Annotated in this window: 22 protein-coding genes, 3 tRNA genes, 1 other RNA gene and 1 pseudogene; 10 read left to right on the forward strand and 17 right to left on the reverse strand. The window is 62.6% G+C overall.

The annotated features are described in order from the left end of the window. The 5 genes from E4P82_RS11395 to E4P82_RS11410 form a co-directional block, all read right to left on the reverse strand. Positions 1-226: IS4/Tn5 family transposase DNA-binding protein (locus E4P82_RS11395; protein WP_169249003.1), on the reverse strand; the 226-nt coding region annotated here is incomplete at its 3' end. A gap of 511 nt (positions 227-737) precedes the next feature. Then, positions 738-1,079 (reverse strand): putative inorganic carbon transporter subunit DabA, encoded by a 342-nt coding sequence (locus tag E4P82_RS11400; protein ID WP_420887099.1) that lies wholly within the window; start codon positions 1,077-1,079, stop codon positions 738-740. Beyond that, entirely contained in the window at positions 1,066-1,299 is a 234-nt protein-coding gene (locus E4P82_RS23690; RefSeq protein ID WP_420887100.1) for a hypothetical protein, read from the reverse strand. Before E4P82_RS23690 ends, E4P82_RS11400 begins: the two co-directional genes overlap by 14 nt. Positions 1,300-1,457: 158 nt before the next feature. Further along, entirely contained in the window at positions 1,458-2,498 is a 1,041-nt protein-coding gene (locus E4P82_RS11405; RefSeq protein ID WP_169249004.1) for a PDDEXK nuclease domain-containing protein, read from the reverse strand. A gap of 173 nt (positions 2,499-2,671) precedes the next feature. Continuing rightward, positions 2,672-7,489, reverse strand: coding sequence for an NADH-quinone oxidoreductase subunit M (locus E4P82_RS11410; RefSeq protein WP_312914807.1), 4,818 nt, complete (start codon positions 7,487-7,489; stop codon positions 2,672-2,674). A 146-nt stretch (positions 7,490-7,635) separates the two neighbouring features. On the opposite strand from E4P82_RS11410, the gene E4P82_RS11420 reads away from it, so the two are divergent. The 4 genes from E4P82_RS11420 (at position 7,636) to E4P82_RS11435 (ending at position 10,730) form a co-directional block, all read left to right on the forward strand. Further along, positions 7,636-7,893, forward strand: coding sequence for a YcgL domain-containing protein (locus tag E4P82_RS11420; RefSeq protein ID WP_169249005.1), 258 nt, complete (start codon positions 7,636-7,638; stop codon positions 7,891-7,893). A gap of 19 nt (positions 7,894-7,912) precedes the next feature. Continuing rightward, on the forward strand, positions 7,913-9,109 hold the full coding sequence (locus E4P82_RS11425; RefSeq protein ID WP_169249006.1) for an aminotransferase-like domain-containing protein: 1,197 nt from the start codon (positions 7,913-7,915) through the stop codon (positions 9,107-9,109). A 107-nt stretch (positions 9,110-9,216) separates the two neighbouring features. Continuing rightward, positions 9,217-9,969, forward strand: coding sequence for an SIR2 family NAD-dependent protein deacylase (locus E4P82_RS11430; protein WP_169249008.1), 753 nt, complete (start codon positions 9,217-9,219; stop codon positions 9,967-9,969). Then, positions 9,966-10,730 carry an alpha/beta fold hydrolase gene (locus tag E4P82_RS11435; protein WP_169249009.1) on the forward strand — a complete coding sequence of 255 codons (765 nt, stop codon included), beginning with the start codon at positions 9,966-9,968 and terminating at the stop codon, positions 10,728-10,730. The genes E4P82_RS11430 and E4P82_RS11435 overlap by 4 nt, the downstream gene beginning before the upstream one ends. A 97-nt stretch (positions 10,731-10,827) precedes the next feature. On the opposite strand, the gene dnaJ is transcribed toward E4P82_RS11435, so the two are convergent. From dnaJ to hrcA, 4 genes are all read right to left on the reverse strand, one after another. Further along, positions 10,828-11,967 (reverse strand): molecular chaperone DnaJ, encoded by a 1,140-nt coding sequence (gene dnaJ, locus E4P82_RS11440; protein ID WP_169249010.1) that lies wholly within the window; start codon positions 11,965-11,967, stop codon positions 10,828-10,830. Between the two features lie 101 nt (positions 11,968-12,068). Then, positions 12,069-14,003 (reverse strand): molecular chaperone DnaK, encoded by a 1,935-nt coding sequence (gene dnaK / locus E4P82_RS11445; RefSeq protein ID WP_169249011.1) that lies wholly within the window; start codon positions 14,001-14,003, stop codon positions 12,069-12,071. 115 nt (positions 14,004-14,118) lie between these two features. Next, positions 14,119-14,661 (reverse strand): nucleotide exchange factor GrpE, encoded by a 543-nt coding sequence (gene grpE, locus E4P82_RS11450; RefSeq protein ID WP_169249013.1) that lies wholly within the window; start codon positions 14,659-14,661, stop codon positions 14,119-14,121. Positions 14,662-14,861: 200 nt separating this feature from the next. Continuing rightward, a complete protein-coding gene (hrcA, locus tag E4P82_RS11455) occupies positions 14,862-15,932 on the reverse strand; it encodes a heat-inducible transcriptional repressor HrcA (protein ID WP_169249015.1) in 1,071 nt (356 codons plus the stop codon). Positions 15,933-16,081: 149 nt separating this feature from the next. Between hrcA and E4P82_RS11460 the strand changes: the two genes are divergently transcribed. Then, positions 16,082-16,981: an NAD(+) kinase gene (locus E4P82_RS11460; RefSeq protein WP_169249016.1), complete on the forward strand. Its 900-nt coding sequence runs from the start codon at positions 16,082-16,084 to the stop codon at positions 16,979-16,981. Between the two features lie 13 nt (positions 16,982-16,994). Then, positions 16,995-18,668, forward strand: coding sequence for a DNA repair protein RecN (gene recN / locus E4P82_RS11465; protein ID WP_169249017.1), 1,674 nt, complete (start codon positions 16,995-16,997; stop codon positions 18,666-18,668). 42 nt (positions 18,669-18,710) lie between these two features. Here recN and fur read toward each other — a convergent pair whose 3' ends face one another. After that, a complete protein-coding gene (gene fur / locus E4P82_RS11470; RefSeq protein ID WP_169249018.1) occupies positions 18,711-19,181 on the reverse strand; it encodes a ferric iron uptake transcriptional regulator in 471 nt (156 codons plus the stop codon). A 90-nt stretch (positions 19,182-19,271) separates the two neighbouring features. Between fur and E4P82_RS11475 the strand changes: the two genes are divergently transcribed. Beyond that, entirely contained in the window at positions 19,272-19,598 is a 327-nt protein-coding gene (locus E4P82_RS11475; RefSeq protein WP_169249019.1) for an outer membrane protein assembly factor BamE, read from the forward strand. On the opposite strand, the gene E4P82_RS11480 is transcribed toward E4P82_RS11475, so the two are convergent. Together E4P82_RS11480 and E4P82_RS11485 are read right to left on the reverse strand one after the other, a co-directional pair. Next, positions 19,595-19,933 (reverse strand): RnfH family protein, encoded by a 339-nt coding sequence (locus E4P82_RS11480; protein ID WP_169249020.1) that lies wholly within the window; start codon positions 19,931-19,933, stop codon positions 19,595-19,597. The two genes, E4P82_RS11475 and E4P82_RS11480, sit on opposite strands and share 4 nt — an antisense overlap. Then, entirely contained in the window at positions 19,920-20,372 is a 453-nt protein-coding gene (locus E4P82_RS11485; RefSeq protein ID WP_169249021.1) for a type II toxin-antitoxin system RatA family toxin, read from the reverse strand. The genes E4P82_RS11480 and E4P82_RS11485 overlap by 14 nt, the downstream gene beginning before the upstream one ends. Positions 20,373-20,488: 116 nt before the next feature. On the opposite strand from E4P82_RS11485, the gene smpB reads away from it, so the two are divergent. The 3 genes from smpB to E4P82_RS11500 all read left to right on the forward strand — a co-directional run bounded on the left by smpB (position 20,489) and on the right by E4P82_RS11500 (position 22,010). Further along, positions 20,489-20,959 carry an SsrA-binding protein SmpB gene (gene smpB, locus E4P82_RS11490; RefSeq protein ID WP_169249023.1) on the forward strand — a complete coding sequence of 157 codons (471 nt, stop codon included), beginning with the start codon at positions 20,489-20,491 and terminating at the stop codon, positions 20,957-20,959. 39 nt (positions 20,960-20,998) lie between these two features. Then, positions 20,999-21,366, forward strand: a transfer-messenger RNA (tmRNA) gene (ssrA, locus tag E4P82_RS11495). Between the two features lie 170 nt (positions 21,367-21,536). After that, entirely contained in the window at positions 21,537-22,010 is a 474-nt protein-coding gene (locus E4P82_RS11500; RefSeq protein ID WP_169249024.1) for a tyrosine-type recombinase/integrase, read from the forward strand. Positions 22,011-22,257: 247 nt separating this feature from the next. Here E4P82_RS11500 and E4P82_RS11505 read toward each other — a convergent pair. From E4P82_RS11505 to uvrC, 5 genes and pseudogenes are all read right to left on the reverse strand, one after another. After that, positions 22,258-22,343 (reverse strand) — tRNA-Leu (locus tag E4P82_RS11505). A gap of 11 nt (positions 22,344-22,354) precedes the next feature. Then, positions 22,355-22,428 (reverse strand) — tRNA-Cys (locus E4P82_RS11510). An 82-nt stretch (positions 22,429-22,510) separates the two neighbouring features. Further along, positions 22,511-22,586: transfer RNA gene (locus E4P82_RS11515), tRNA-Gly, on the reverse strand. A 38-nt stretch (positions 22,587-22,624) separates the two neighbouring features. Then, positions 22,625-23,183: pseudogene (pgsA, locus tag E4P82_RS11520) on the reverse strand (CDP-diacylglycerol--glycerol-3-phosphate 3-phosphatidyltransferase). A 14-nt stretch (positions 23,184-23,197) separates the two neighbouring features. Further along, a complete protein-coding gene (gene uvrC, locus E4P82_RS11525; RefSeq protein WP_169249079.1) occupies positions 23,198-25,027 on the reverse strand; it encodes an excinuclease ABC subunit UvrC in 1,830 nt (609 codons plus the stop codon). Positions 25,028-25,075: the final 48 nt, after the last annotated feature.

A 25,075-nucleotide genomic window follows, 5' to 3' on the forward strand; every position in this document is an offset into this window, starting at 1 on the left:
TGTCCTGGATGCACAACACCACCGGTTGGCCATGCATCCGTTCGACGCTGCAGTCCCAATGAGGGGTCAGTACGCGCTCCCAAGTGACCGCCTCATGGGCTAACAAACGATAGGCGGCCTGGGTTTCCGCCCAGCCATTGCAGGCGACCGGAATGCTGGCATTCGGTTGCGCCCCTAACCGTTCCGCCATCCGCACCAGTCGTCGATTCAACCGGGCATCACCCAAATCCGCTCCCCCCCAGTTCCGCCGCCGCCCAACCCACCTCCACCGTCTCCATGATTCTTCACCTTGTGCCGCTTGTTCGCTCCCTCAAAATGGAGGCCGCTACCCTCGCTATCAAGATCTGTGTAATGGATAGGTTGGTGGACACCCACTTTACCAAGTTAGCTATCACGGTGATCGATATGCAGCTATAACTACAAATATTCTTCGCAACACCTATAGACGGGCTCAAACCTCAATGCGGAGCTATCACACAATTAAGTGCGGTGATACTTATCAAATCGAGCGGCATTGCTACCATGAAAGTGTAGTCTCTCAGCAACTCGCTACGTCCACAATAGTCTGCATGCATGAACGCTCACCAGGCGCGATAATGGTGGTCGGTTTAGATGGATATCCTGAAACGATCACCTTCACGAGGACCGAGCGATGCGCGCGCACCCTAGCAGAGCAGCTCTCTCTGTAACTGGTTCATGCGTTTGCGATACGACCCAGGCAGGAATTTTCATCGGCTTCAAATCTCCCCCTCACCAATCAATGCCGGCGACAGCGGGTCGGTATGGCCGCGATACCAATCACCCGAGCGAGCACGTTCAGGCAACGGCTGCGAGGGTCCGGCCCAAGGCACGAAGCCGCGTGCCGGGCCGAAAATCGAAAATTCCCCGCTATCGGGGTCCTTGGCGATCACATGCACCCAGTCGCCGCCAATCAGTTCGCGCAGGCTGGGCTGACGCTGGTAGATGGCGGTCAGCACTTCGGTACTCGCCTCGACCACGATCTGCAAGCGCAGCGGTTCGTGAATCTCGATCATCTGCCGGGGCAGGCCGGTGCGCAGATCGCTGCTAACCCCCTCCATCACCGCGAACAGGCCAGTGTAGTAACTCCAGGTTGATGCCCGCGCCCACTGGACCCACCGCCAGCAGGATGCCTTCCAACACGGTCCCGCTGGGGTCCTGAATCTCTCCCTGCTTCGCTTTCAGGATCTCGCGCAGCGCGTCATAGACCCCGGCGCGGCGCTCCTTGAATTCGTAGTCGCGTACCGTGTCGAGCAGCCTCAACACCTTGTCGGCGCTCACGCCGTGTTGCTGGCTGAAGTTCCTCCAGCAGCCGCTTGTCCCCACTTGTCAGATGCATGGTCCCTCCTCATCGGACTTGCCGCCGGCGGCAGTTATTCGAAGATACCGAATAACTGTATCCTCCTGCGTTCGGGGAGGCTTCGTTGGTCGATGAACGCTCATGCCGGGATATCCTTCAATTCATTTTCGATCTGCTCGATACTCGGCAGGCTGGTCTGCAAGGGCTCGGGCAGCGATTCCATCAGCTTGTATTCGGCAATGCCCATTGGCTGGCTCTTGTCGCCCAGCGCATATTCCGCCACCACCTGGTTCTTGCTCTTGCACAGCAGCAGGCCAATGGTGGGGTTGTCTTGTTCGCTCTTGACCTGCCGGTCCACGGCGGTGAGGTAGAAACCCAACTGGCCCAGGTGCTCTGGTTTGAATTTGCCTGCCTTGAGTTCGATCACCACATAGCAGCGCAGCTTGAGATGGTAGAAGAGCAGGTCGATGAAAAACTCCTCGCCGCCGACATCAAGCAGCACCTGCCGCCCCACAAAGGCGAAGCCCGCGCCCAGTTCCAGCAGGAACCGCGTGACATGTTGCACCAGGGCGGACTCGATCTCGCGCTCCTGTGCCTCATCGGTCAGGCCGAGGAAATCGAAGCGATAGGGGTCTTTGATGGATTCACGGGCCAGGTCGGATTGGGGCTTGGGCAATCGCTGCTCGAAATTGGCGACCGCCTTGCCCTGCCGCTCCCGCAAGCGGGTTTCGATCTGCATCACCAGCACATTGCGGGACCAGTTGTGCTCAACCGCCTTGGCGAGATACCAGTCGCGCTCCTCGCGGGTCGCCAGTTTGTCGATCAGGGTGCAGAGATGAAACCACGGCAATTGTGCAGCAGCCTGCTGCACAAATTCCGGCTCCGGCCAAGCCTCGGCCACGGCGCGCATGTATTTGAGATTGCGTGGCGAAAAACCCTTCATCTTGGGGAAGGCGTTGCGTAGGTCGTGAGCCAGCCGGTCGATCACCTTCGCCCCCCAACCTTGGTCGGCCTGCCGAACCAGAATGTCGCGGCCGATCTGCCAGTAGAGCAGCACCAGTTCGCGATTGACCGCCAGCGTCGCCCGTTGCTGGGCACTGTGGATGCGGCTTTTCAGCTCCGCCAGCCAATCAGCGTAGCCCTCCGGCGAGGTGGACAGTGAGATAGGCTTGTCGCTCATGTGTTCGGAATAGATCGGTTGCTTGCCGCGCTAGCAGAAGTTCAGGAACGAGCCGAGCGGCACCCACTGCATGTGCTTTGGCAATTTGGCTTTCAGATTGTCTTTACACCCTTGAAGGTCAGCAATTCCCTAGCGAAGTTCAAGCGAACAGCAACCAGGCATTTTCATCGGCTTCAAATCCCTCTCTCACCGATCAACGCCGGCGACAACGGATCGGTATGGCCGCGATACCAATCACCCGAGCGAGCACGTTCAGGCAACGGCTGCGAGGGTCCGGCCCAAGGCACGAAGCCGCGTGCCGGGCCGAAAATCGAAAATTCCCCGCTATCGGGGTCCTTGGCGATCACATGCACCCAGTCGCCGCCAATCAGTTCGCGCAGGCTGGGCTGACGCTGGTAGATGGCGGTCAGCACTTCGGTACTCGCCTCGACCACGATCTGCAAGCGCAGCGGTTCGTGAATCTCGATCATCTGCCGGGGCAGGCCGGTGCGCAGATCGCTGCTGGCCCCTTCCATCACCGCGAACAATCCGGTGACGTTATGCGGCGTCTTGGTCCCACAACCCAGTCGCTCGTTGTTGACGGTGGAAAAGTAGTACTCCAGGTTGATGCCCGCGCCCACCGGTCCCACCGCCAGAAGGATACCTTCCAACACCGTCCCACTGGGGTCCTGAGTCGGGTCGTAGGAAATCAAGAACGCCCGCCGGTCCAGGAACAGTCCCTGACTCATCGAGCGGCGACCGACCAGGGCGGCGGCGTTGGTGGCGTGCCCCAGTTCGGGCCGCGCCTGGCTGAAATCCCTGGAACGCTCCACCACATGCCGTAGCGCCTGGGTCGGCGTGGGATCACGCGGCGCGGAAGCGAAGCGGCGACAGCGTTCGTGGGCCGACCGTTCGCAAGCCTGGTCCAGAACTCGCCGCAATTCAGCTAGTGCCGGCGCCAGCGCGGCCGGCAGATCACCGGGATCGTACAGAGTGATCAGTTCATCACAGGTGTTGTGCTCGGCGCCGATGAACCAGGTGTCCTCCGGCACCTCGATGCCGCGCTCGACCAGCAGCGCCCGCACCGCCGGGCGATTGGCCATGGCGGCGAAGGCGCGGGCGTTCGGCCCGCCGTGGCGTCCGCTGCACGCCCCGCAGTCGTAGGCGGCGAGATGCGGATTGTTCTGGCTGATCGAACCGTGGCCCATCAGCACCGTCAGCGGCGCGAACCGGGTGGTCAGCCCGATATTGCGCAACAGAGCGGCCACCCGGTCGGCCTGCTCGCTGTCGGTGAACCCCAAGCGCGGCCGTTCCGGCGTGGCCGGCGTATCGTCGTCCGCCGCCGTGACCGCGACTTGCGTGGGCACCGCCGGCACCCACAGCGCGTCGATCGCCGTCACGAGGGTCGCCTGCCGGCTGGGGGCAAACAGCTTGCCGACCAGCGTCAGCAGCGCGCCCGGCGCCAAGGCGGCGATCAGCGGCGCCGAGGACAGCAGGTTGCGCCGGATCTCGTGATACAGGTCGCGCAGCCGGTCGCGCCGGTCGCGTCGCTGGTCGTGCAGCGCATGGCGTGCTTCGGCACCCGGCCGTGCGACTTCGCGCACCTCATGGGCGGGCGTGGCCACCACCGGACAGAGCGGCGTGACCTCGCGGTCGTCCAGGCCGCGCCAATTCATCACCACCCCGAAAAAGCCGGCGGCGCCCAAAGTCTCGATCCGGGGATTCAGCTCTTCCAGATGGCGACGGATACCCTCCTCCCGGTCGTCGATGCAAAACACGATCTGGGCTTGCGGTCGTTGCGCGTGCGCGGCCCAGCGACCGTGATTGTTGGCCAAGGCGTTGATCAGCTCATCGCGATAGTGGTGCTCGTAGGCGCACTGCCACAGCGCGCCGCGCAGGGTGGTCGGCAACTCGTCCAGCGGCGCCAGCAACGTCTCCAGATCCGGCAGACTCAGCGCGCGCAACTCGCCACCGGACAACCCGAGATGCTGGGCCAGCCGAAACAACCGCCAAGCGCTGCCGTGGACCGTGTGCGTGCCGGGCCGCGTCGCCACCGGGCTATGCCGCCAAGTCCAGATCATGTCGGCGAGGGTATCCCAGGGCGCGCGCCTTGCCCCCTCCTCGCTTTGCGCTCCCTGCTCTCCGCGCGGGAGAGCGGTCAGCGGCGAGAGGGCCATTCCTCCCTCCACCAGCGCCCTCGCCCGGCTGGCCAGATATTCGGGCAAACGTCCTTCGTACAGAGCCTGCCGAACCAGCGCCTCGGCCGGGCGCGCGGTGAAGTAATCGCGTAGCGCCGGCAACGAGCCTTCCAGTCCCCAATGCTCGCGGCATAGCTGTTCGATCCACAGACCGTCCAGACACAAACGCAGCGCGAGATAATCCGCCAGTGTGACCGGCGTTTCCCGATTGGCCGGGTAAGCGCCATGCTGCTGCCGCCAGTTCATCATGCCGGACCAGCCGGGCAATTCCAGGGCGAGACGGGTCAGATAAGCTTCCCAGCGCGACTCGGGAAGACCCAAACGTCGCAGCTCGGCGACGATCGCGTCCAGCGGCTGCTCCGGCCAGCGGGCCAGCGCCGCACGCCAGCCGCTCAAACCGGCGAGGCTCCAGGCCAGATCGCTTTCGGCCAGACGACGCCACGCCGCATACAGCCCCTCGCTCCGGTCGGGCAGCGACCAGGCCGCCAGTCCTTCGTCCAAATGGGCGGCGCACAGGCGAATCAGCACCGGACGGACCTGGTCGAGCAGATCCTGACCGGTCAACACCCGCAGCAACCCCCGCAAGGTGCTCTTCTCGCCCACCTCGGCGCACGACTGCTCGATCAGCGCCAAGGCGTCGGCTTGCATCCGCTTGTGAACGACGGGTCCCTGATCCTCAGTCGCGCCATCGGCCCTGAACCGCGCCAGCAGCGACTTCGCCAGGTTGATTTGCAAATCTTCCAGTTCTTCCGGGTGCAGGTCGAAATCGGGCAATTGCAAGCCTTGCAGGCAGGCGTGCCACAGACTTTCCAACGCACGGGCTTCCCCGACGATGCCCTCGCGTTCGGCCGCCGCCAGCAGTCGCTGACGCACGGTCGCCGACACATCGGACTGAAAGCATCGGGTAACGTCGAATTCCTCGATCCGCCAAATCAGTTGGCTCAGGGGCAGGGCTTCCACCCCGTGAACCAGCGCCACACGCAGCACCTCGCCCCGACGGATGCCCCGATCGCCGGCACGGACTAGCACGGCTTCGGTCTCAAGTGCTTCCCGCCGGGCGAATGCCGCGTCCAGATCCGCGTCGCCAATTCGGTCGGCCCGATACAGCGCGCGAAAGTTCTCCTCGGGCAGATAGGCGCGAATGCCGGTGAGTTGTTCGGCCGCCGCCAGCGCCTGTTCGAACGGCAGGTGCTGATAACCGTGCAGGGTGTTGTGATGGACGAAATTCAGGATCGGCGCCTGGCCGGGCAGCACATGGTCGAGATGGGCGATGGCCTGCTCGACGATCTGGCGTGGCCCAAGTGCGGGCCGATCGGGCGCGACGGTCGCGGACATGGCCGGCTCCTTCGTTAGTTCGGGGGTAAAGATCGCGCTCAGCTGCGCGATCGTGACGTTCATGAGGGCGATGACGGAGGCCGGCTGTAACCCCAGGATCAGCAGGCCCGTCGCCAGCGGGGCCGCCGCCAGCCACTCGCTCGGCCGTAAATCCTGGAGGTCCGCCAATTCCGGGCGCGGCGGGCCGGCGAACAACTGGCCGAGGGTTCGAATCGCGTAGGCCGCGCTCACCAGCACACCGAGACTGGCCAGCAGCATCAGCCAACCCCAGCGTTCGAAACCACCGATCAGCACATGCAGCTCGGCCACGAAACCGATCAGGCCCGGCATGCCCATGCCCGCCAGCAACGCCAAAGTGATGAATAGGGTGAAGCCGGGCGTCACTCGCACCAGCGCGCCATAGTCGGCGATCCGGCGGGTGTGGGTGCGCTCGTACAACAGGCCGATCAGCAGGAACAGCGCACCGGCGATCAGACCGTGAGCGACCATCTGCAAGCCCGCTCCCAACAAACCGGTTTCGTTCAGGGCCGAAATGCCGAGCACCACCACGCCCATGTGGCTCACCGAGGAATAGGCGATCATCGCCTTCAAATCGGTCTGCCGCCACGCCAACAGGCCGCCATAGAGAATGCTGGCCAGAGCAATACCGGCCAACAGCGGTTGCAGCGCCATCGCCCCTTCCGGCAGCATCGGCGCCACCCGCAGCAGGCCGTAGGCGCCCATCTTGAGCAAGACACCAGACAACAGGATGCTGACCGGACTCGGCGCTTCCACATGAGCGAGCGGCAGCCAGCCGTGCAGCGGAAAAATGGGAATTTTCACCCCAAACCCGACTAGAAACGCCAGCAGCAACCACATCTGATTCTCGCGAGGCAGCGTCGTCGCCGCTTGGGCGATGGCCGCCATCGCGAACGACTGGGTCGGGGTAAGCCGATAGACTACGATGATACCGATCAGAATGAAGATCGCCCCACCCATGGTGTACAGCACGAAGTTGAGGCTGGCGGCGTGACGCTTCTCGCCGCCCCACAGATCGATCAGGAAAAACAGCGGGATCAGCGTGAGTTCCCAGAACATGAAGAACAGCGTCCAGTCCTGAGCCAGGAACACGCCGAGCATGGCGAACTCCAGCACCAGCATCCAGGAGTAATAACCCTTCACGCCGGTCTTGATCCGGTCCGAGGCCAGCAGTGCCACGGCGACCAGCAGGGTGGTCAGCAGCACCATCGGCAGCGACAGCCCGTCGACGCCCAGCGCGTAGGACACGCCGATGGTGGAACTCCAGACCACCTGCTCCACCAACTGGATGGCCGCCGTGCTCCGATCGAACTGGGCCAGCAGGCTCCACGACAGGGCCAGCGCCAGACCGGCATGGAACAGCGCTAGGCCGCGGATGAATTTCCCCTGGGCCGCCGGCAACAGGGCGACCAGCACCGCCCCGAAAAAGGGCACCCACAGAATCAGGCTCAACATGCGCATGAGCGTCAGTCCCTTGCAGAGCGGCGGCGGCGTTCGACGGCACTCCGATACATGGCGACATCCTCCCCGGTAATACGGCTCTATTGTTTGTATTTTGTCGGCATTATACCTTGTTGTCCTCAACTCTGATTTTCGGAACCCCCCCGATGCAATGCACGATCTACAAAAGCCGTAAGAAACAGGACACCTATCTGTATCTCGCCGTCAAGGACGACTTTTCCAGCATTCCCGACGCCCTGTTGAAACTGCTCGGCGAACCGATCCACGTCATGGACCTGGAACTCGACCCGGCGCGCAAGCTGGCTCAGGAAGACGTAGCGGAAGTGCTACGCAACCTCCAGGAACGCGGCTGGCATTTGCAGGTGCCGCGTCAGGACGAATGGCTGACGACAACCCGGCATTGATCTTCCAGGAACTTCACTCATGTTCTCCGAACGCGTCGACCGTCTGACCAGTTCCCTGATCCGGGAACTGCTCGCCCTCACCCAGAAACCCGACATCATTTCCTTCGCCGGTGGTCTGCCGGCACGCGAGGCCATGCCGCCGCTCGATCTGAGCGATCCGCCGCCCGACCTGAGTCAGTACGGCACCACCGACGGCGAACCGGAACTGCGCGCCGCCATCGCCGGGCAGTTGGCCGATCTCGGCTTGCGTTGCCGGCCGGAACAGATCCTGATCACCACCGGCTCGCAGCAGGGCATCGATCTGGTTTCCAAGCTCTATATCGATCCCGGCACTTCGGTGGCGGTGGAAGCACCGAGCTATCTGGCGGCGCTGCAATCGTTCCGATTGTTCGGCGCCCGCTTCGAGGAACTGGCGCTGACGGCCAGCGGCATTGACCCGGAACAGTTGCGACAGGCGATCCAGCGCCAGCGGCCGGCGTTCGTTTACCTGATTCCCACCTTCCAGAACCCGGCCGGAGTCTGTTACGACGAAGCCACTCGCGCGGCGGTCGCGGCGGTGCTGCGTGAGACCGGCACGCCGCTGCTGGAGGACGAACCGTATCGGGAACTGGTCTACGAGCCGGTGGATCGTGGCCCACTGTGCGCCCGGCTGGATGAAGGCAATACCTGGATGTACATGGGCACGTTCTCCAAGACCGGCATCCCCGGCCTGCGGGTCGGCTACTTGGCGGCCTCCGTGGATGTCCATCCTTATCTGGTGCGGCTCAAGCAATCCACCGACCTGCACACCAATCGGATTGGCCAATGGTGGTGCGCCCGTTTCCTGAACTCGCGTGACTATCCGGCGCACCTGGAACGGTTGCGGACCTTCTACCGCGAACGGCGCGATGCCATGCAGACGGCGCTGACCCGGCATCTTGGCGATCTGGCCGAGTGGACGACACCCAACGGCGGGCTGTTCTTCTGGGTGCGGCTGAAGGCGGGCGGCGACACCCGCGCCCTGCTGGTGCGGGCGCTGGAGCGCAAGGTGGCATTCATGCCGGGCGAGGCGTTCTTCACCAGCCCCAGCGCGGCGCACGGCGCGTTCATGCGCCTGAATTTCAGCCACGCCACGCCCGAGCAACTGGAGCGCGGCCTAGCGGTGCTGGCGGAGGTGATTCGGGAGCAGCGAGGAATGACGAAGACGGAAGCGACGGCTGGAGTAGTGGAGATTTAAATAACGTCATGGGATATGGGATGGCCCGCCGAACGGCCCGCCGGACCTAGCCGCCGTCATGCTATTCTCAACAGAGTTTTTGTGCCTTTCGGAGACTGGCCGCCGTCATGAGCGAACGCCCTATTCCCCCCGAACTCATCGATCGTCTGCGCCGTGCCCATCGAGTGGCCGTGTTGACCGGCGCCGGCATTTCCGCCGAGAGCGGCGTACCAACCTTTCGCGAAGCGCAAACCGGGCTGTGGGCGCGCTACAACCCGGAAGAGCTGGCTACCCCCGACGCCTTCCAGCGCAACCCCAAGCTGGTCTGGGAATGGTATACCTGGCGACAACAACGGGTACGCCAAGCCGAACCGAATGCCGGGCATCGCGCCTTGGTCGAAATGGAGCAGCGGATCGCCGAATTCACCCTGATTACCCAGAACGTGGACGGCCTGCACCGCCGCGCCGGCAGCCACCAAATTTTGGAACTGCACGGCAACCTGTTTCGCGCCAAATGCTTCAGCGAGGATCGGCCGGTGGAAAGCTGGCCGGACAGCGAGGAAATCCCGCCGCGCTGCCCACGTTGCGGCGGATTGCTGCGACCGGACGTGGTCTGGTTCGGAGAGATGCTGCCGGCGGCGACGCTGCGAGCCGCCGAACACGCCGCCGCGACCGCCGAACTCTTCTTCAGCATCGGCACCTCGGCGCTGGTCTATCCGGCCGCCGATCTGCCGTTCGCCGCCCTCAACGCCGGGGCGACCGTGGTGGAGATCAACCCCCAACCGACCCCGCTTAGTCCGCATGTCACCTTCAGTCTGAACGGGGCCGCCGGCCAGATTCTGCCCGCCCTGATCGCGGCGGCTTGGGAACCGACCACATGAGCCTGTTTGCCGCCAAACCCGAGCGTTTGCCCTTGGCCGACGGCGGCTTCCTGGCCTATCACCGCAGTCCGGGCAGCGGACCTGGCGTGGTTTTCCTGGGCGGTTTCACCTCCGACATGAGCGGCGTCAAGGCGACTACCCTGGAGCGCTGGTGCCGGGGGCGCGGCCAGAGTTTCGTGCGCTTCGACTATTCCGGGCACGGCGCCTCCAGCGGCCGGTTCGCGGACGGCACCATCGGTGCTTGGGCGGCGGAAGCACTTGAGGTGCTGGACCGACTGACTGAAGGTCCGCAGATTCTGGTGGGATCGTCGATGGGCGCGTGGCTGATGCTGCTGACGGCGCTGGCGCGGCCGGAGCGGATCGCCGGCCTGCTCGGACTCGCCTGCGCGGCGGATTTCACCGAGTATCTCTTGTGGGAACGACTCGACCCGCCGCTGCGGGAGCGTCTGCGCCGTGAACGGGTGATCAGCCTGCCATCGCCCTACGGCGAACCGTACATCATCGCGCTGAACCTGATCGAGGAAGCGACCCGGCACCGCTTGCTGGACCGGCCGGAACTACCCATCCATTGCCCGGTGCGACTGATCCACGGCATGCGCGACACCGATGTCCCGTGGCGTATCAGTGTGCAGGTGGCGGAACGGCTGGCCAGCTCCGACGTACGGGTGATGCTGCTCAAGGACGGGGAACATACCTTGTCGCGGGAACAGGATTTGATCCTGCTCACCCGGACCCTAGGCGATATGCTGGAGGGGCGGTAAGAGTCCTATATGTCGCCCATGCGATCCGCCACGATATCGCCAACCAAGGAAGATATAGACAACAATCTGTTAGGCGACTCAGCGCAAAGAGCAGTTCTCAGAATTTCATATCCTCGAAGAACTTCTTGACGCCATCCAGCCAACTCCCCTGCTGCGGCGTGTGGCGCTCGCCGCTGGCTTCCATGGTAGCCGCGAATTTCTCCAGCAGTTCCTTCTGTTCCCGGGTCAGGTTGACCGGAGTTTCGACCACGATCCGGCACAGCAGATCGCCAGTCGGCCCGCCGCGCACCGGCTTGACGCCCTTGCCGCGCAAGCGGAATACCTTGCTGGTCTGGGTCTCCGGCGGAATCTTCAGGCTCAGTCGCCCGTCCAGGGTCGGCACCTCCAACTCGCCACCGAGCGCGGCGGTATGAAAACCGATCGGCACCTCGCAGTACAGATTGTTATCCTCGCGGGTAAAGATCGGGTGTGGTTTCACCTGGATTTGCACATACAGATCGCCCGGCGAGCCGCCGTGCTCGCCCACCTCGCCCTCGCCCGTCAGCCGGATACGGTCGCCGTTGTCCACTCCGGCCGGTACCTTGACCGACAGCGTCTTCTGCTCCTCGATCCGACCGCTGCCACGGCAGGCCTCGCAGGGGTCGGGAATGATCGTCCCTCGTCCCTGGCAGCGCGGGCAGGCCTGCTGGATCGAGAAAAAACCCTGCTGCATCCGCACCTGACCGGCCCCACGGCAAGTGGGACAAGTAGTGGGCTTGGTGCCCGGCTTGGCGCCGCTGCCAGCGCAGGTCGCGCAGGAGACCAGCGTCGGCACGCGAATCTTGGCGGTGGTGCCGAATACCGCTTCTTCCAGCGTCAAATCCAGGGTGTAGCGCAGGTCGGCCCCACGATAGTTCTGGCCACCGCCACCGCCACCCCGCATCCCGCCGAAAATGTCGCGAAACACGCCACCGAAAATGTCGCCCAGGTCGGCGGCCTCGCCGAAGCCGCCGAAGCCACCGCCCGCCGTGCCGTCCACCCCCGCGTGGCCGAACTGGTCGTAAGCCGTCCGCTTACGTGAGTCGCTCAGCACCTCGTAAGCCTCCTTGGCTTCCTTGAACCGCTCCTCGGCCACCTGATCGCCGGGGTTTCGGTCGGGGTGCAACTTCATCGCCAGCCGCCGGTAGGCTTGCTTGACTTCGGCTTCGCTGGCGTTGCGAGCCACGTTGAGAACTTCGTAATAATCGCGCTTGGACATGGGGTTGCGTTGCGAGTGCCTGCCAGGTTATGTCATCCAGAACCGAAAATCCGGGAACGCTCACGCGTTCCCGGATTCGCAGTTTACCGCAAGTACGGCGCTTACTTCTTCACTTCCTCGAACTCGGCGTCCACCACACCGTCATCGGCCGGCTTGTGACCACTACCCGCGCCGCCGTGCGGCCCGTCCGAACCGCCGCCGTGCGGCCCGTCACCCGACTGGCCGTAGACCCGCTCGGCCATCTTGCCGGACAGTTCGGCCAGCATCCGGGTCTTGGCCTCGATGGCGCTCATGTTGTCGGTCTTGACGGTGGTGCGCAGATCGCTGATCGCCGACTCGATCGCCGCGCGCTCGCCGCCTTCGATCTTATCGCCCAGATCCCGCAGAGTCTTCTCGGTGGCGTGGATCAGATTCTCGGCCTGATTGCGCGCGTTGACCAGTTCGTGGAACTTCTTGTCCTCTTCCGCGTGCGCCTCGGCATCGCCGACCATCCGCTTGATCTCATCCTCGGACAGACCGGAGGATGCCTTGATCACGATCCGGTTCTCCTTGCCGGTCGCCTTGTCCTTGGCGGACACATGCAGAATGCCATTGGCATCGATGTCGAAGATCACCTCGATCTGCGGCACGCCGCGCGGGGCCGGCGGAATGTCCTGCAAATCGAACTTGCCCAGCGACTTGTTGGCCGAGGCCATCTCGCGCTCGCCCTGCAACACATGCACGGTCACCGCGGTCTGGTTGTCGTCGGCGGTCGAGAATACCTGCTGCGCCTTGGTCGGGATGGTGGTGTTCTTCTCGATCAGCTTGGTCATCACGCCGCCCAGGGTTTCGATACCCAGGCTCAGCGGGGTCACGTCGAGCAGCAGCACGTCCTTGACCGAACCGCCCAGCACGCCGCCCTGAATCGCGGCGCCGACCGCAACGGCTTCATCGGGGTTCACGTCCTTGCGCGGTTCCTTGCCGAAAAACTCGCGCACCTTGTCCTGCACCTTGGGCATCCGGGTCTGACCGCCGACCAGCAGCACGTCGTCGATCTGGCCGACGCCCAGTCCGGCGTCCTTCAACGCCGTCCGGCAGGGACCGATGGTTTTCTCGACCAGATCTTCCACCAGCGACTCCAGTTTGGCGCGGGTCAGTTTCAGATTCAGATGCTTGGGTCCGCTGGCATCGGCGGTGATATACGGCAGATTGATCTCGCTCTGCTGGCTGGAAGACAGCTCGATCTTGGCCTTCTCGGCCGCTTCCTTCAGCCGCTGCAGCGCCAGCGGATCGTTGGCCAGGTTGATGCCGGACTCTTTCTGGAACTGTTCGATCAGGTAATCGATGATGCGCTTGTCGAAATCCTCGCCACCCAGGAAGGTGTCGCCGTTGGTCGAAAGCACCTCGAACTGCTTTTCGCCGTCCACCTCAGCGATCTCAATGATTGAAACGTCGAAGGTGCCGCCACCCAGATCGTAGACCGCGATCTTGCGATCCTTGGAGCTGGACTTGTCCATGCCGAAAGCCAGCGCCGCCGCCGTCGGCTCGTTGATGATGCGCTTGACTTCCAGACCGGCGATGCGGCCGGCGTCCTTGGTGGCCTGACGCTGACTGTCGTTGAAGTAGGCCGGTACCGTGATCACCGCTTCGGTAACCGGATGGCCAAGATAATCCTCGGCGGTCTTCTTCATCTTCATCAGCACCCGCGCCGAAATCTCCGGCGGCGCCATTTTCTTGTCGCGCGCCTCGACCCAGGCATCGCCATTGTCGTTCTTGACGATTTTGTAGGGCACGAGGTTAATGTCTTTTTGCACTTCCGGTTCGTTGAATCGACGGCCGATCAATCGCTTGACTGCGAACAGGGTATTGTGCGGGTTAGTGACCGCCTGGCGCTTGGCCGGCTGGCCGACGGTGATTTCACCGTCTTCCATGAAGGCGACGACGGACGGCGTGGTCCGGTCACCCTCGCTGTTTTCGATCACCCGGGGCTTACCGCCTTCCATGATCGCCACGCAGGAATTGGTGGTGCCCAGGTCGATGCCGATAATATTGCTCATGATTGTGCTCTCTTAATTCAGGGAATTCGGTTGGTTGAGCCTTGCTTGCCGTTGAATGTGGGGCCATCCGGTCGGATTTTCAATGGCACGACGCAGAGGAAGAGGACAAAGGCGCTTAACCCGCCGGCCGGGGCACGGCCTGGGCAACGATCACCTTGGCGGGGCGGATCAGCCGCTCGTTGAGCAGATATCCTTTTTGCACGACCTGCACCACGGTGTTGGGCTCGGCCTGATCGGTCGGCAGCATGGCCATGGCTTCCTGCTGGCCCGGATCGAACTTGGCGCCAAGCGGATTCACCTCGCGAGCGCCGAATTTCTCCATCGCCGTCGTCAATTGCCGCAGCGTCAGTTCGACCCCCTCCCGCAGCTTGGCGATATCCACGGCGTCGCTGGCCGCCGCCAACCCCAGCTCCAGGCTGTCGCGCACCGGCAGCAACTCGCCGAAAAACCGCTCCAGGGCGAACTTATGGGCGTTCTGCACCTCGCGCTCGGCACGCTTGCGCAGGTTCTCCATTTCGGCGTGCGCGCCCAGATACAGCTTCCAATGCTCGTCGGCCTTGGCCAGTGCCTGGTCCAACTCGCGCTGCAACCCTTCGAATTCCTCGTGGCTGATCGACAGTTCAGCCCCTTCCTCCTCGACGGCCAGCGTGGTTTCCACGGGCGGCTGGGCATCGGCTCCGGCGACATCCGGGCGAGTGGGGGGGGGATTGCTTGGGTTCAGTTGAGCTCATCGAACGGGTTCTCCATCACTAGGTGGCAAGCGGTCGGGCGTGGCAGTCGCCCCTGATGGCGGAGAATCTGGGGTTGGATGCGGAAAATTCAAGAGCACCAATCACTGAAACAACCGTTTTCCCGCGTTCAGTCGCGTTGTCCGTCCAGCACCTCGGCCAGCAAACGAGCGGTGACGTCCACCACCGGAATGACCCGATCGTAGGCCATGCGAGTCGGACCGATGATGCCGAGCACGCCCAACACCTGGTCGCCCGAACCGTAGGGCGCCGTCACCACGCTGCATCCTTCCAGCACGCCGCAGCCGGATTCCTCGCCGACGAATATCTGCACGCCACCGGCATGCAGGCATTGATCGAACAGATGCAGCAGATCGCTTTTCTGATTGAAGGCTTCGAACAATTGCCGCAGCTTGTCGAGATCCGACAGGTCAGCGTACTGCATCAGGTGGGTTTGACCGGCCACCACATAATCGTCACTTTCGGGCGCGGTCTCGAAAGTCTGCTCCGCCATCTCCATCACGGTCTGCATCAGCCGATCGAGATGGTCGCGGGTCTCGCGCAGTTCGTCGAGCAGGGTTTTCCGTACCTGCTGGATGTCCCGGCCGCCAAACTGCGCGTTGAGATAATTGGCGGCCCGCTGCAATTCCGCGGCATCGTAGGGGCGCCGAGTCTGGATGATGCGGTTCTGCACTTCCTGACCGTTCAACACCAGGATCGCCAGCACCCGGTGCTCGGACAGTGGCAGGAACTCCACTTGGCGCAGGGTCATGGTTTGACGGCGCGGCAGCATGACGATACCGGCCAGCCGGGTGACGCCGGACAGCAAGTCCGACACCGAGCGCGCCAGTTCGGTGCCGCTTTGCGTCGGCTGGTCGATCCGCCGGCGCAGCACCTCGATTTCCCGCGAGTCCAGCGGCTTGACCCGCAACAGGGTGTCGATGAAGAAGCGATAACCGCGCGCGGTCGGCACCCGACCGGCCGAGGTGTGCGGCGCGCGCAGATAGCCCAGCTCTTCCAGGTCGGCCATAACGTTGCGCACGGTGGCGGAACTCAGATCCAAGCCGGCGTCGCGCGACAGCGTGCGCGAACCGACCGGCTGGCCGTCGCGGATGTAGCGCTCGACCAGAAACTTCAGCAGGTGCTGGGTGCGCTCGTTTAGGGCGGGATGGCCCGCTGGCGTGGGGTCCGAAATCTGCATGCCGACACCTGGTTGTTTTTATTAGCACTCCTCACCTCAGAGTGCCAACGGAACCTAGCAATTCCCTGTCGAGGTGTCAAGCTGTCATGCTTGGCGTGCATTCTTCTACAATGATAATTTGCTCTCTTTAGATCACTCAGTACGGAACGATGCCCATCCCTGTCTTCCACACCATTGGTCTCATCGGCAAGTTCGGCGACCCCAACGTCGCGGGTGCACTGAATCAGATTGCCGCCCACCTGCTTCAACGTCAATTACGGGTGCTGCTCGACGAAAGCTCGGCCCAATTGATCCCGGATAGCGGCCTGGAAGTCGCCAGCCGCGCCGCTATCGGCGAGCAATGCGATCTGGTGGTGGTCATGGGCGGCGATGGCACCATGCTCAACGCCGCCCGTTCGCTGGTGGACTACGATATGCCGATCCTAGGGGTCAACCTGGGACGACTGGGGTTTCTGGCCGATGTTTCCCCCAGTGAAATCCCACACCGGCTGGACGGCGTGCTGAACGGCCAGTTCCGCGAAGCCCGCCGCCTGCTGTTGTACGCCCAGGTCATGCGCGACGGCTGCATGGTCGGCGAGGCGGACGCCTTGAACGACGTAGTGATCCATAAGCGCGATGTCGCGCGAATGATCGATGTGGAGACCTTTCTGGATGGACGGTTTCTGAACACCTATCGCGCCGACGGCCTGATCATCTCAACCCCGACCGGCTCCACCGCCTACGCGCTGGCTGGCGGCGGACCGATCATCTATCCGGGCCTGGAAGCCGTGGTGCTGGTGCCGATCTGCCCGCATACCCTCACCCACCGACCGATCGTGGTCGGCGCCGACAATGTCATCGAAGTGGTGCTGAACGCGGCCAACACCATCAACACGCAGGTGACCTGCGATGGCCAGGTCAGCTTGCCGCTGGAGCGGGGCGATCAGATCGTGATCCGCAAGAAGGAACGCAAGGTGCGGCTGATCCACCCCATCAACCACGATTATTTCAAGCTGCTGCGCGCCAAGCTGCGCTGGGGCCTGAGCCCGGAAGCCTCGCCTTTCGTCTGAGGGTCCTTCCACCATGCTGATCCAGTTGTGCATCCGCGACTTCGCCATCGTCGAGCAATTGGAACTGGAACTGGCGGGAGGCATGACCGCGGTCACCGGTGAGACCGGCGCCGGCAAATCCATCCTGGTGGACGCCATCGGCCTGCTGCTGGGTGATCGGGCCGATAGCGGCGTCATCCGCCACGGCGCCGGGCGGGCCGACCTCAGCGCGGTGTTCGACCTGAGCCAACTACCGGCGGCGAGCGCCTGGCTGAACGAACACGATCTAGCCGGCGAGGGCGACTGCCATCTGCGACGGGTGATCGCCGGCAGCGGCCGTTCGCGCAACTACATCAACGGCGTGCCGCAACCGACCCAGGCGCTACGGGAGCTAGGCGAGCTGCTGGTGGACATCCACGGCCAGCATGAGCACCAATCACTGCTGCGGCGCGAGGCCCAACGGCAATTGCTGGACGACTACGCCGGCAATCAAAGCTTCGTGGCGGAACTGACGGAACGTTACCGCAATTGGAGCCAGTTGCGGCAGGACTTGCGCGCGCTGCGGCAAGCCAGCGGCGAGCGCGACGCCCGGCTGGACATCCTGCGCTATCACCTGCGGGAACTGGTGGCGCTGGATCTGGCGGAGGGCGAAGTAGCGGAACTGGAACGCGAACAGCGACGGCTGGCCAACGCCAGCCAGTTGCTGGAAACCGGCCAACGCTTGCTGGGCTGGTTGACCGAGGGTGACGGCGATGCCATGGCCGACCGGCTCGGCCAGAGCCTGCGCGAGTTGGACACCCTGAGCCGACTGGACCCCCGGCTCGCCCCGGTGAGCGAACTACTCAACGCCGCGCTGATTCAGGTTCAGGAAGCCGGCGGCGAACTGCGCGGCTATGTGAGCGATCTCGATCTCGACCCCGACAATCTGGCTCGGATCGAACAGCGGTTGGCCGCCGCCCTGCAACTGGCGCGCAAGCATCGAACCGCGCCCGAGGAACTGCCGGCGCTGCGGGCGCGGTTCGAGACCGAGCTGGATCGCCTCGAACACAGCGAAACCCGGCTGGATGAGCTCCAGCAGGCCGTGACAGCGGCTCGGGCCGTCTATCAGGAGCAAGCCGACCGCTTGAGCGAGCGGCGCACGGCGGCGGCGCGGGAGCTGGGCGAACGGGTCTCCGGGGCGCTGGCTGAACTGGGCATGCCGGGTGGACGCTTTCACATCGCTCTGGAACGGCAGGATCAACCCGCGCCCGGCGGACTGGAAACGGTGGAGTTCCAGGTCAGCGCCAATCCTGGCCAACCATTGCGACCGTTGGCCAAGGTCGCTTCAGGCGGCGAGCTATCGCGCATCAGCCTGGCAATCCAGGTCATCACCGCCCGCGCCGCCCGCATCCCGACCCTGATTTTCGACGAGGTCGACAGCGGCATCGGCGGCGGGGTAGCGGAAGTGGTCGGCCGGCAATTGCGGGCGCTGGGCGGCAACCGGCAGGTACTGTGCGTGACCCATCTGCCGCAGGTGGCGGCACAGGCACATCAGCACTTCAAGGTGGACAAGCAGACCGACGGCGCCAGTACCCACACTCAGGTGCTGCCGTTGGATGCCAGCGCGCGGGTTACGGAAATCGCCCGGATGCTGGGCGGGCTGGAGCTGACCGCCAGTACGCTGGCGCACGCGCGGGAGATGGTGGAGAACGGTACCTCATCGCGCTGACCGTCCTCGCCTTATCGCGCCCCGTCTCTCCACGGCGGCAAATCAATGCTCCCCCCGCTCTGTCGTCGGCTCGCTGTCTTCGCCATCCGGGGCGGGGACGTGCTGGCAATCAGCGCGGGTACAGTGCCCGTAGAGAATCAGGCAATGCTCGGCCAGTTCGAACCCGAGCCGCCGGGCGATGGCGTGCTGCCGCCGCTCGATTTCCTCGTCGCAAAATTCCTCGATCCGCCCGCATTCCAGGCACACGATGTGATCGTGATGATCGCCCTGGTTGACCTCGAAAACCGACTGACCGCCCTCGAAATGATGGCGCTTGACCAGACCGGCCGATTCGAACTGCGTCAGCACCCGATACACCGTCGCCAGGCCGATCTCCTCACCGGAATCGATCAGCGCGCGATAGATCGTCTCGGCGCTCAGATGAGCGTTTTCCTGCTGCTGCAAGATGTCGAGAATCTTCATGCGCGGCAGCGTGACCTTCAAACCGGCCTGTTTGAGTTCTTTCGATCCCATGTGGAACGATCTCCAGGATTGCGCTTGCCTACAGGTTGCCGATGTACGCTATGATGTCTTCAGTTCCAAGCAACCCGGATCCTGCCTTCCATGCTTCACAAGTCCTTGCGCGCCACCGGCATCCTGCTGCTCGTCCTGACCGCCGGTTGCGGATCTTATCTACCTAGTTTCTATAACGTTCCGGTTCGTCAAGGCAATTACCTCGACTCGGAGATGGTCGGTCACCTGCACCCCGGCATGACCAAGACGCAGGTGCAGCGAATCCTGGGCACGCCGCTGATTACCGATCCATTCCACCAGAACCGCTGGGATTACTATTACTACTACAAGCAAGGCCGCCAGATCGACGATCAGCGCCACATCACGCTGTACTTCAGCGGCGACACGCTCGACCGTATCGACGGCACGGTGGACTAACCGGCTTTCGGCTCCAGATCGCCGCCGCCCTTGCCCATGCGCTTGCCCTCGGCGGCGCGCCGCTTGCGGACCTCCTTGGGATCGGCCAGCAACGGCCGGTAGATCTCCACCCGGTCGCCGGCGCGCACGGTGGCCGCAAGTTTGCCGAGCTTGCCGAACACCCCGACCTTGGCGGTATTGAGCTGGATTTCCGGGAATCGTTCCTGGATTCGCGACTGAACGATAGCTTGTTCCAGTGTAGCGCCTTCCGGCACCTCGACCGAGACAATGGCCTGTTCGTCGGGGCGAGCGTAGGCGACCTCGACCCGAATCAGCTTCGGCTCAGCGTTTGCCATACAGTTCCATTGCGCGCCGGCAGAATGCGTCGACCAAGGAGTTGGCGATTTGCTTGAACACCGGCTCGACCGCGATCCGCAACAGATGACTGGAGAATTCGAATTCCATGTCCAGGGAAATCTTGCAGGCGTCGGCCCGCAGCGGTTCGAAACGCCAGTAGCCTTCCAGCCGCTTGAACGGACCTTCCAGCAGGCGGATGTCGATCATCTTGTGCTTCTGCGCGCGGTTGATGGTGGTAAAGGACTTGTGCACGCCACCCTTGACGATCTCGATGGTGGCCCGCACTTCATCCTCGGTACGGCTGGCGACGCGGGTGGAGCGGCACCAGGGCAAAAATTGGGGGTAGGACTCAATATCGTTGACCAAGGCATACATGTCGGCCGCCGAGTAGAGGACCAGGGCGCTTTTTTTTGACAGTCGCCACGACTCGATCTCCATTGCGGCATGATCTAATTGTTGTTGGACTCCAGCCGCGCAAGTTTGGTTGAATCCGCGCGTATCCTCAAGCATCGCGTGCCGGGCCACGGGCGCCGGCGCGGTCACATGGTCCCGTCATGAGCAAAAAACCCACTCCAGGCAGCAAGCAAATCGCCGGCAACAAAAAGGCGTATCACGAGTATTTCGTCGAGGAACACCTCGAGGCCGGGCTGTCCCTGCAAGGCTGGGAGGTGAAAAGCCTGCGCGCCGGCCGCGCCCACCTTAAGGAAAGTTACGTCCTGCTGCGCGAGGGCGAGGCCTTCCTGTTCGGCTGCCATATTTCGCCGCTGACTTCGGCCTCCACTCACGTCCAGGCCGATCCGACCCGCACCCGCAAGCTGCTGCTGCACAAGGAGGAGATCAGCCGGCTGATCGGCTCGGTCGAGCGCAAGGGCTACGCGCTGATTCCGCTGGCGATGTACTGGAAGCACAACCGCGCCAAGCTGGACATCGGCTTGGCGCGCGGCAAAAAAGAATACGACAAGCGGGCGACGGAGAAAGATCGCGACTGGGAGCGGGACAAACAGCGGCTCATGCGGGAACGCTAGGAACTTATCGCCGCCCGCGCTATTCTATTGGACTGTATAGGGGGCGATCCGGTTTCGACGTGGATTGCAAAACCCAAGGCGCATGTCGAGGATGCAGCTCGCCTCGTTAATCAGGCTGCAAATCATAGTTGCCAACGACGACAGCTACGCTCTGGCGGCCTAAAGCCCGCTAGCCTCTGACCGGAACTTGCTTGTGAGGTCCGGAGCCTTTCGGGGCGCTCAGGGGTCGACCAACACAAGCTCGCGCCCAACCTGTCCGGGGGAAAAGACGCTAAAACCTAACCGGAACCGCCGTTCGCCACCCTGCCGGTCGGGAGGCGAAAGGTTAAAACAAAGACCAGGCTAAACATGTAGGGCCAAGGGCGGAGGATTTGCGGACGGGGGTTCGATTCCCCCCGCCTCCACCATTTCAACATCCAGCAGCATCCAGAAACCCAAAGCCCGCGTAACTGCGGGCTTTTTGCTTGGTTTTATGTCCAACAAGGGGTAACACTGTCCATTGACATCTGGGGGCAAGTGGGGGCAAGTGGGGGCAACATTGGGGGCAAGTCAGTTGCCACTACAAGGAGTTGCCCCCATGCCCCTGACCGATGTCACGATCCGTAACGCCAAGCCCGGCGAGAAAACCGTCAAACTGTTCGACGAACGCGGGCTGTATTTGGAAATCTCCCCTACCGGTGGACAGTGGTGGCGCTTCAAGTACCGGTTCGACGGTAAGGAAAAACGGCTAGCCTTGGGCGTCTATCCCGACGTGACTCTGAAAGACGCACGCGACCGGCGGGACGCGGGACGCAAGCTGCTGGCCGACGGCATTGACCCCAGCGAGAACCGCAAGGCGCAGAAGTCGGCGCGGGCCGACCGGGCGGCGAACAGTTTCGAGGTGGTGGCGCGGGAGTGGTTCGCCAAATATTCCGCAACCTGGGCAGCGAATCATGGCGACCGCATCATCCGGCGATTCGAGCGCGACATCTTCCCCTGGATCGGCGGGCGACCGATTGCCGAAATCACCACGCCAGAGTTGTTGACCGCCATTCGCCGAATTGAAATATGATAAATATTTCATATAGCTGATTTTGCAAGAGTTTTTCGACTTATGGATAAAGGCCAAGGTATATGCCGGAACGCCATGCGGGGTTGCCGATTTTCGGATGGGAGGCCCCACCGCCCGTACTATTGCTATTCAGCCTGGATACTCGAAAATAGGGACACCGGCGGGACACTGAAAAGCAACAAACGGCCAAAATGGCCGTTCTCTAGCGCAATACAATAATCTGGATTTCTGTAACCCGCTGATTTTATGGTGCTGGTGGTGGGACTCGAACCCACAAGGCCGCAAAGCCGCAGGATTTTAAGTCCTGTGTGTATACCATTCCACCACACCAGCGAGGGTAGGTTTGGAGGCTAGGGTCGGAATCGAACCGGCGTCCACGGCTTTGCAGGCCGCTGCATGACCACTCTGCCACCTAGCCCGGTGACGAAGACTTATACGCCGGCATCAATGACCGGGCGCATAAAAAAAGCCTCGATATTTATTTCGAGGCCAGGGAATCTTGGAGCGGGAAACGAGACTCGAACTCGCGACCCCAACCTTGGCAAGGTTGTGCTCTACCAACTGAGCTATTCCCGCTGCGTAGAAACGTCATATTAACGCAAAAATCGGGCTCGTCAAGCCTTCAGCGCTGGCCAGGCCGCTAGCAGATAATGCAGCATGGACCAAAGCGTCAGTACCGCGGCAACCAGCAACAAACCCTGCCCCACCGCCAGGGTCGGAAAAACCCCGCCGAACGGCTCTCGATAGAGCAACAGCAGCACGGCAACCATCTGGGCGGTGGTTTTGATCTTGCCGATCATGGACACCGCTACCCGTCCATGCCCCCCCGATCTGCGCCATCCACTCCCGCAACGCGGAGATGGCGATTTCGCGGCCGATGATGATCATCGCCGTTACCGCCATCAATGGGGTGGGAATGGCCTGCACCAGCAAAACCAGTGCCGCCGCCACCATCAGCTTGTCGGCGACCGGATCGAGAAACGCGCCAAAGGCAGAGGTCTGGCCGAGCCGCCGAGCCAGGTAGCCATCCAACCAATCGGTCAGTGCCGCCAGCCCGAACAATGCGGTGCACAGCAGGTTGGCGCCATGAAACGGCAGAAAGAACACGCCCACGAAAACTGGTATCAACGCGATCCGCAGCAGGGTCAGCCAGGTAGGCAGGTTCAGTTGCATGGTTCGACGGGCGGTCAACTTTCATCGTGGAAAACATCGTAGATGCGTCGTGCCAGTTCGGCGCTGATACCATCCACTCGGGCAATATCCTCGACGCCGGCCCGGGCCAGTTGTTTCAAACCACCGAACTGCCCGAGCAACGCCTGTCGGCGTTTGGTTCCGATACCGGGGATACTTTCGAGCGCGGAGGTGGTACGCCCTCTGATCCGACGCTGGCGGTGGCCGGTAATCGCGAAGCGGTGTGCCTCGTCGCGGATCTGCTGCACTAAATGCAGCGCGGCTGAATCATCCGGCAGTATAATCGGGCGACTTTCCTCGAACAAGTAAAGCGTCTCCAGCCCCGGTTTGCGTCCCGGCCCCTTGGCGATGCCAACCACCACGAGCCCGGTGATTCCCAACTCATCCAGTACCTTGCGGGCCTGGGTCAACTGGCCTTTGCCGCCATCGACGAACAAGATATCCGGCAATCGTTCCTGTCCATCACGCAGGCGAATGTAGCGCCGGGTCAGCGCTTGGTGCAGGGCGGCGTAATCATCGCCCGGAGTAACTCCTTCGATATTGTAGCGGCGATAGTCAGACTTGACCGGCCCTTCCGAGCCGAACACCACACACGACGCAACCGTCGCCTCACCGTAAGTGTGGCTGACGTCGAAACATTCCAATCGCGCCAGTTCGAATTCGCAACCCAGTGCTTCCCGTAGCGCCTCCAATCGGCGATGCATCCCGGTCTGACTAGACAGGTGGGCGACCAGTGCATGCTCGGCGTTTTGGAGTGCCATGGCCAGCCAGCGGGCGCGCTCGCCGCGCGGGCGGTGGGCGATTCGCACCCGATGCCCGACTCGCTCCTGAAAGGCTTGGATCAGCAGTGCCATCTCCATTGGTTCGTGGCTGATCAACAGATCGGCCGGAACGGTCTTGTCGAGATAGTACTGCGCCAGAAACGCGCTCAATACGGCACCAGCCTCCTCTTCCTCGGGCAGACGGGGGAAAAACGCCTGGTTGCCGAGCAAGCGGCCGCCACGAAACATGAAAACCTGCACGCAGGCCACGCCGCACCGCACCGCGCAGGCCACCACATCAAGATCGCCGCTCTCGCCCTCGACATGCTGGCGTTGCTGAACCTGCCGTAAATCGGCAATCTGGTCGCGGCAGAGCGCCGCCTGCTCGAAATCCAGCATGGCGACGGCCCTTTCCATCCGCAACACCAGCTCGTCGATCACCTGTCCGCTCTTGCCTTCCAAAAACAGGATGGCATCGCGCAGATGGCGTTGATAACCCACTTCGTCGATCAGGCCGACGCAAGGTCCAGTGCAACGCTTGATCTGATATTGCAGGCAGGGACGGCTTCGACCCTGGAAAAAACTGTCCTCGCACGACCGCAGTCGAAAAGCTTTCTGCAGCAGGTTCAAGGTATCGTGGACGGCATTGGCGTTGGGATACGGGCCGAAATAGCGCCCCGCCGCGCGCTTGGCGCCCCGATACAACACCATGCGGGGAAACGCACCGGCGGACACATGAATATAGGGATAGCCTTTGTCGTCGCGCAACAAAATGTTGTAGCGCGGCTTGAACTGCTTGATCAGCGTACTTTCCAGAATCAGCGCCTCGACCTCGGTATGAGTCACCGTGACTTCGACGGCGCGGATACGAGCCACCAAGCTGCGCACCTTGGCGGCCGTTTGGTTTTCTCGGAAGTAGCTGGAAACGCGCTGCTTGAGATTGCGCGCCTTACCGACATAAAGCACCGTGCCGCGCTCGTCCAGCATCCGATAGACGCCGGGCAACGCGGTGAGATGCTTGAGAAAAATCCTGGGGTCGAACGGCGGTGGTGGAGGTACGGTCATCTTGGCGATATCGCGGCCCGCAGCTTGGGCCACCTCACTCAAAACGAC

This window comes from Candidatus Competibacter phosphatis (genome assembly GCF_012939995.1).
GTDB lineage: Bacteria > Pseudomonadota > Gammaproteobacteria > Competibacterales > Competibacteraceae > Competibacter > Competibacter phosphatis.

Bases quoted from the DNA above. Each gene is read 5' to 3' on its own strand.
- E4P82_RS11480 (WP_169249020.1), bottom strand. From the start codon at position 19,933: ATGGCAAACGCTGAGCCGAAGCTGATTCGGGTCGAGGTCGCCTACGCT.
- E4P82_RS11435 (WP_169249009.1), top strand. From the start codon at position 9,966: ATGAGCCTGTTTGCCGCCAAACCCGAGCGTTTGCCCTTGGCCGACGGC.
- E4P82_RS11475 (WP_169249019.1), top strand. From the start codon at position 19,272: ATGCTTCACAAGTCCTTGCGCGCCACCGGCATCCTGCTGCTCGTCCTG.
- recN (WP_169249017.1), top strand. From the start codon at position 16,995: ATGCTGATCCAGTTGTGCATCCGCGACTTCGCCATCGTCGAGCAATTG.
- uvrC (WP_169249079.1), bottom strand. From the start codon at position 25,027: ATGACCGTACCTCCACCACCGCCGTTCGACCCCAGGATTTTTCTCAAG.
- dnaK (WP_169249011.1), bottom strand. From the start codon at position 14,003: ATGAGCAATATTATCGGCATCGACCTGGGCACCACCAATTCCTGCGTG.
- E4P82_RS11485 (WP_169249021.1), bottom strand. From the start codon at position 20,372: ATGGAGATCGAGTCGTGGCGACTGTCAAAAAAAAGCGCCCTGGTCCTC.
- E4P82_RS11425 (WP_169249006.1), top strand. From the start codon at position 7,913: ATGTTCTCCGAACGCGTCGACCGTCTGACCAGTTCCCTGATCCGGGAA.
- E4P82_RS11400 (WP_420887099.1), bottom strand. From the start codon at position 1,079: ATGGAGGGGGTTAGCAGCGATCTGCGCACCGGCCTGCCCCGGCAGATG.
- E4P82_RS11500 (WP_169249024.1), top strand. From the start codon at position 21,537: ATGCCCCTGACCGATGTCACGATCCGTAACGCCAAGCCCGGCGAGAAA.
- hrcA (WP_169249015.1), bottom strand. From the start codon at position 15,932: ATGCAGATTTCGGACCCCACGCCAGCGGGCCATCCCGCCCTAAACGAG.
- fur (WP_169249018.1), bottom strand. From the start codon at position 19,181: ATGGGATCGAAAGAACTCAAACAGGCCGGTTTGAAGGTCACGCTGCCG.
- E4P82_RS11460 (WP_169249016.1), top strand. From the start codon at position 16,082: ATGCCCATCCCTGTCTTCCACACCATTGGTCTCATCGGCAAGTTCGGC.
- E4P82_RS11420 (WP_169249005.1), top strand. From the start codon at position 7,636: ATGCAATGCACGATCTACAAAAGCCGTAAGAAACAGGACACCTATCTG.
- E4P82_RS11430 (WP_169249008.1), top strand. From the start codon at position 9,217: ATGAGCGAACGCCCTATTCCCCCCGAACTCATCGATCGTCTGCGCCGT.
- dnaJ (WP_169249010.1), bottom strand. From the start codon at position 11,967: ATGTCCAAGCGCGATTATTACGAAGTTCTCAACGTGGCTCGCAACGCC.
- smpB (WP_169249023.1), top strand. From the start codon at position 20,489: ATGAGCAAAAAACCCACTCCAGGCAGCAAGCAAATCGCCGGCAACAAA.
- E4P82_RS11410 (WP_312914807.1), bottom strand. From the start codon at position 7,489: ATGCGCATGTTGAGCCTGATTCTGTGGGTGCCCTTTTTCGGGGCGGTG.
- E4P82_RS11405 (WP_169249004.1), bottom strand. From the start codon at position 2,498: ATGAGCGACAAGCCTATCTCACTGTCCACCTCGCCGGAGGGCTACGCT.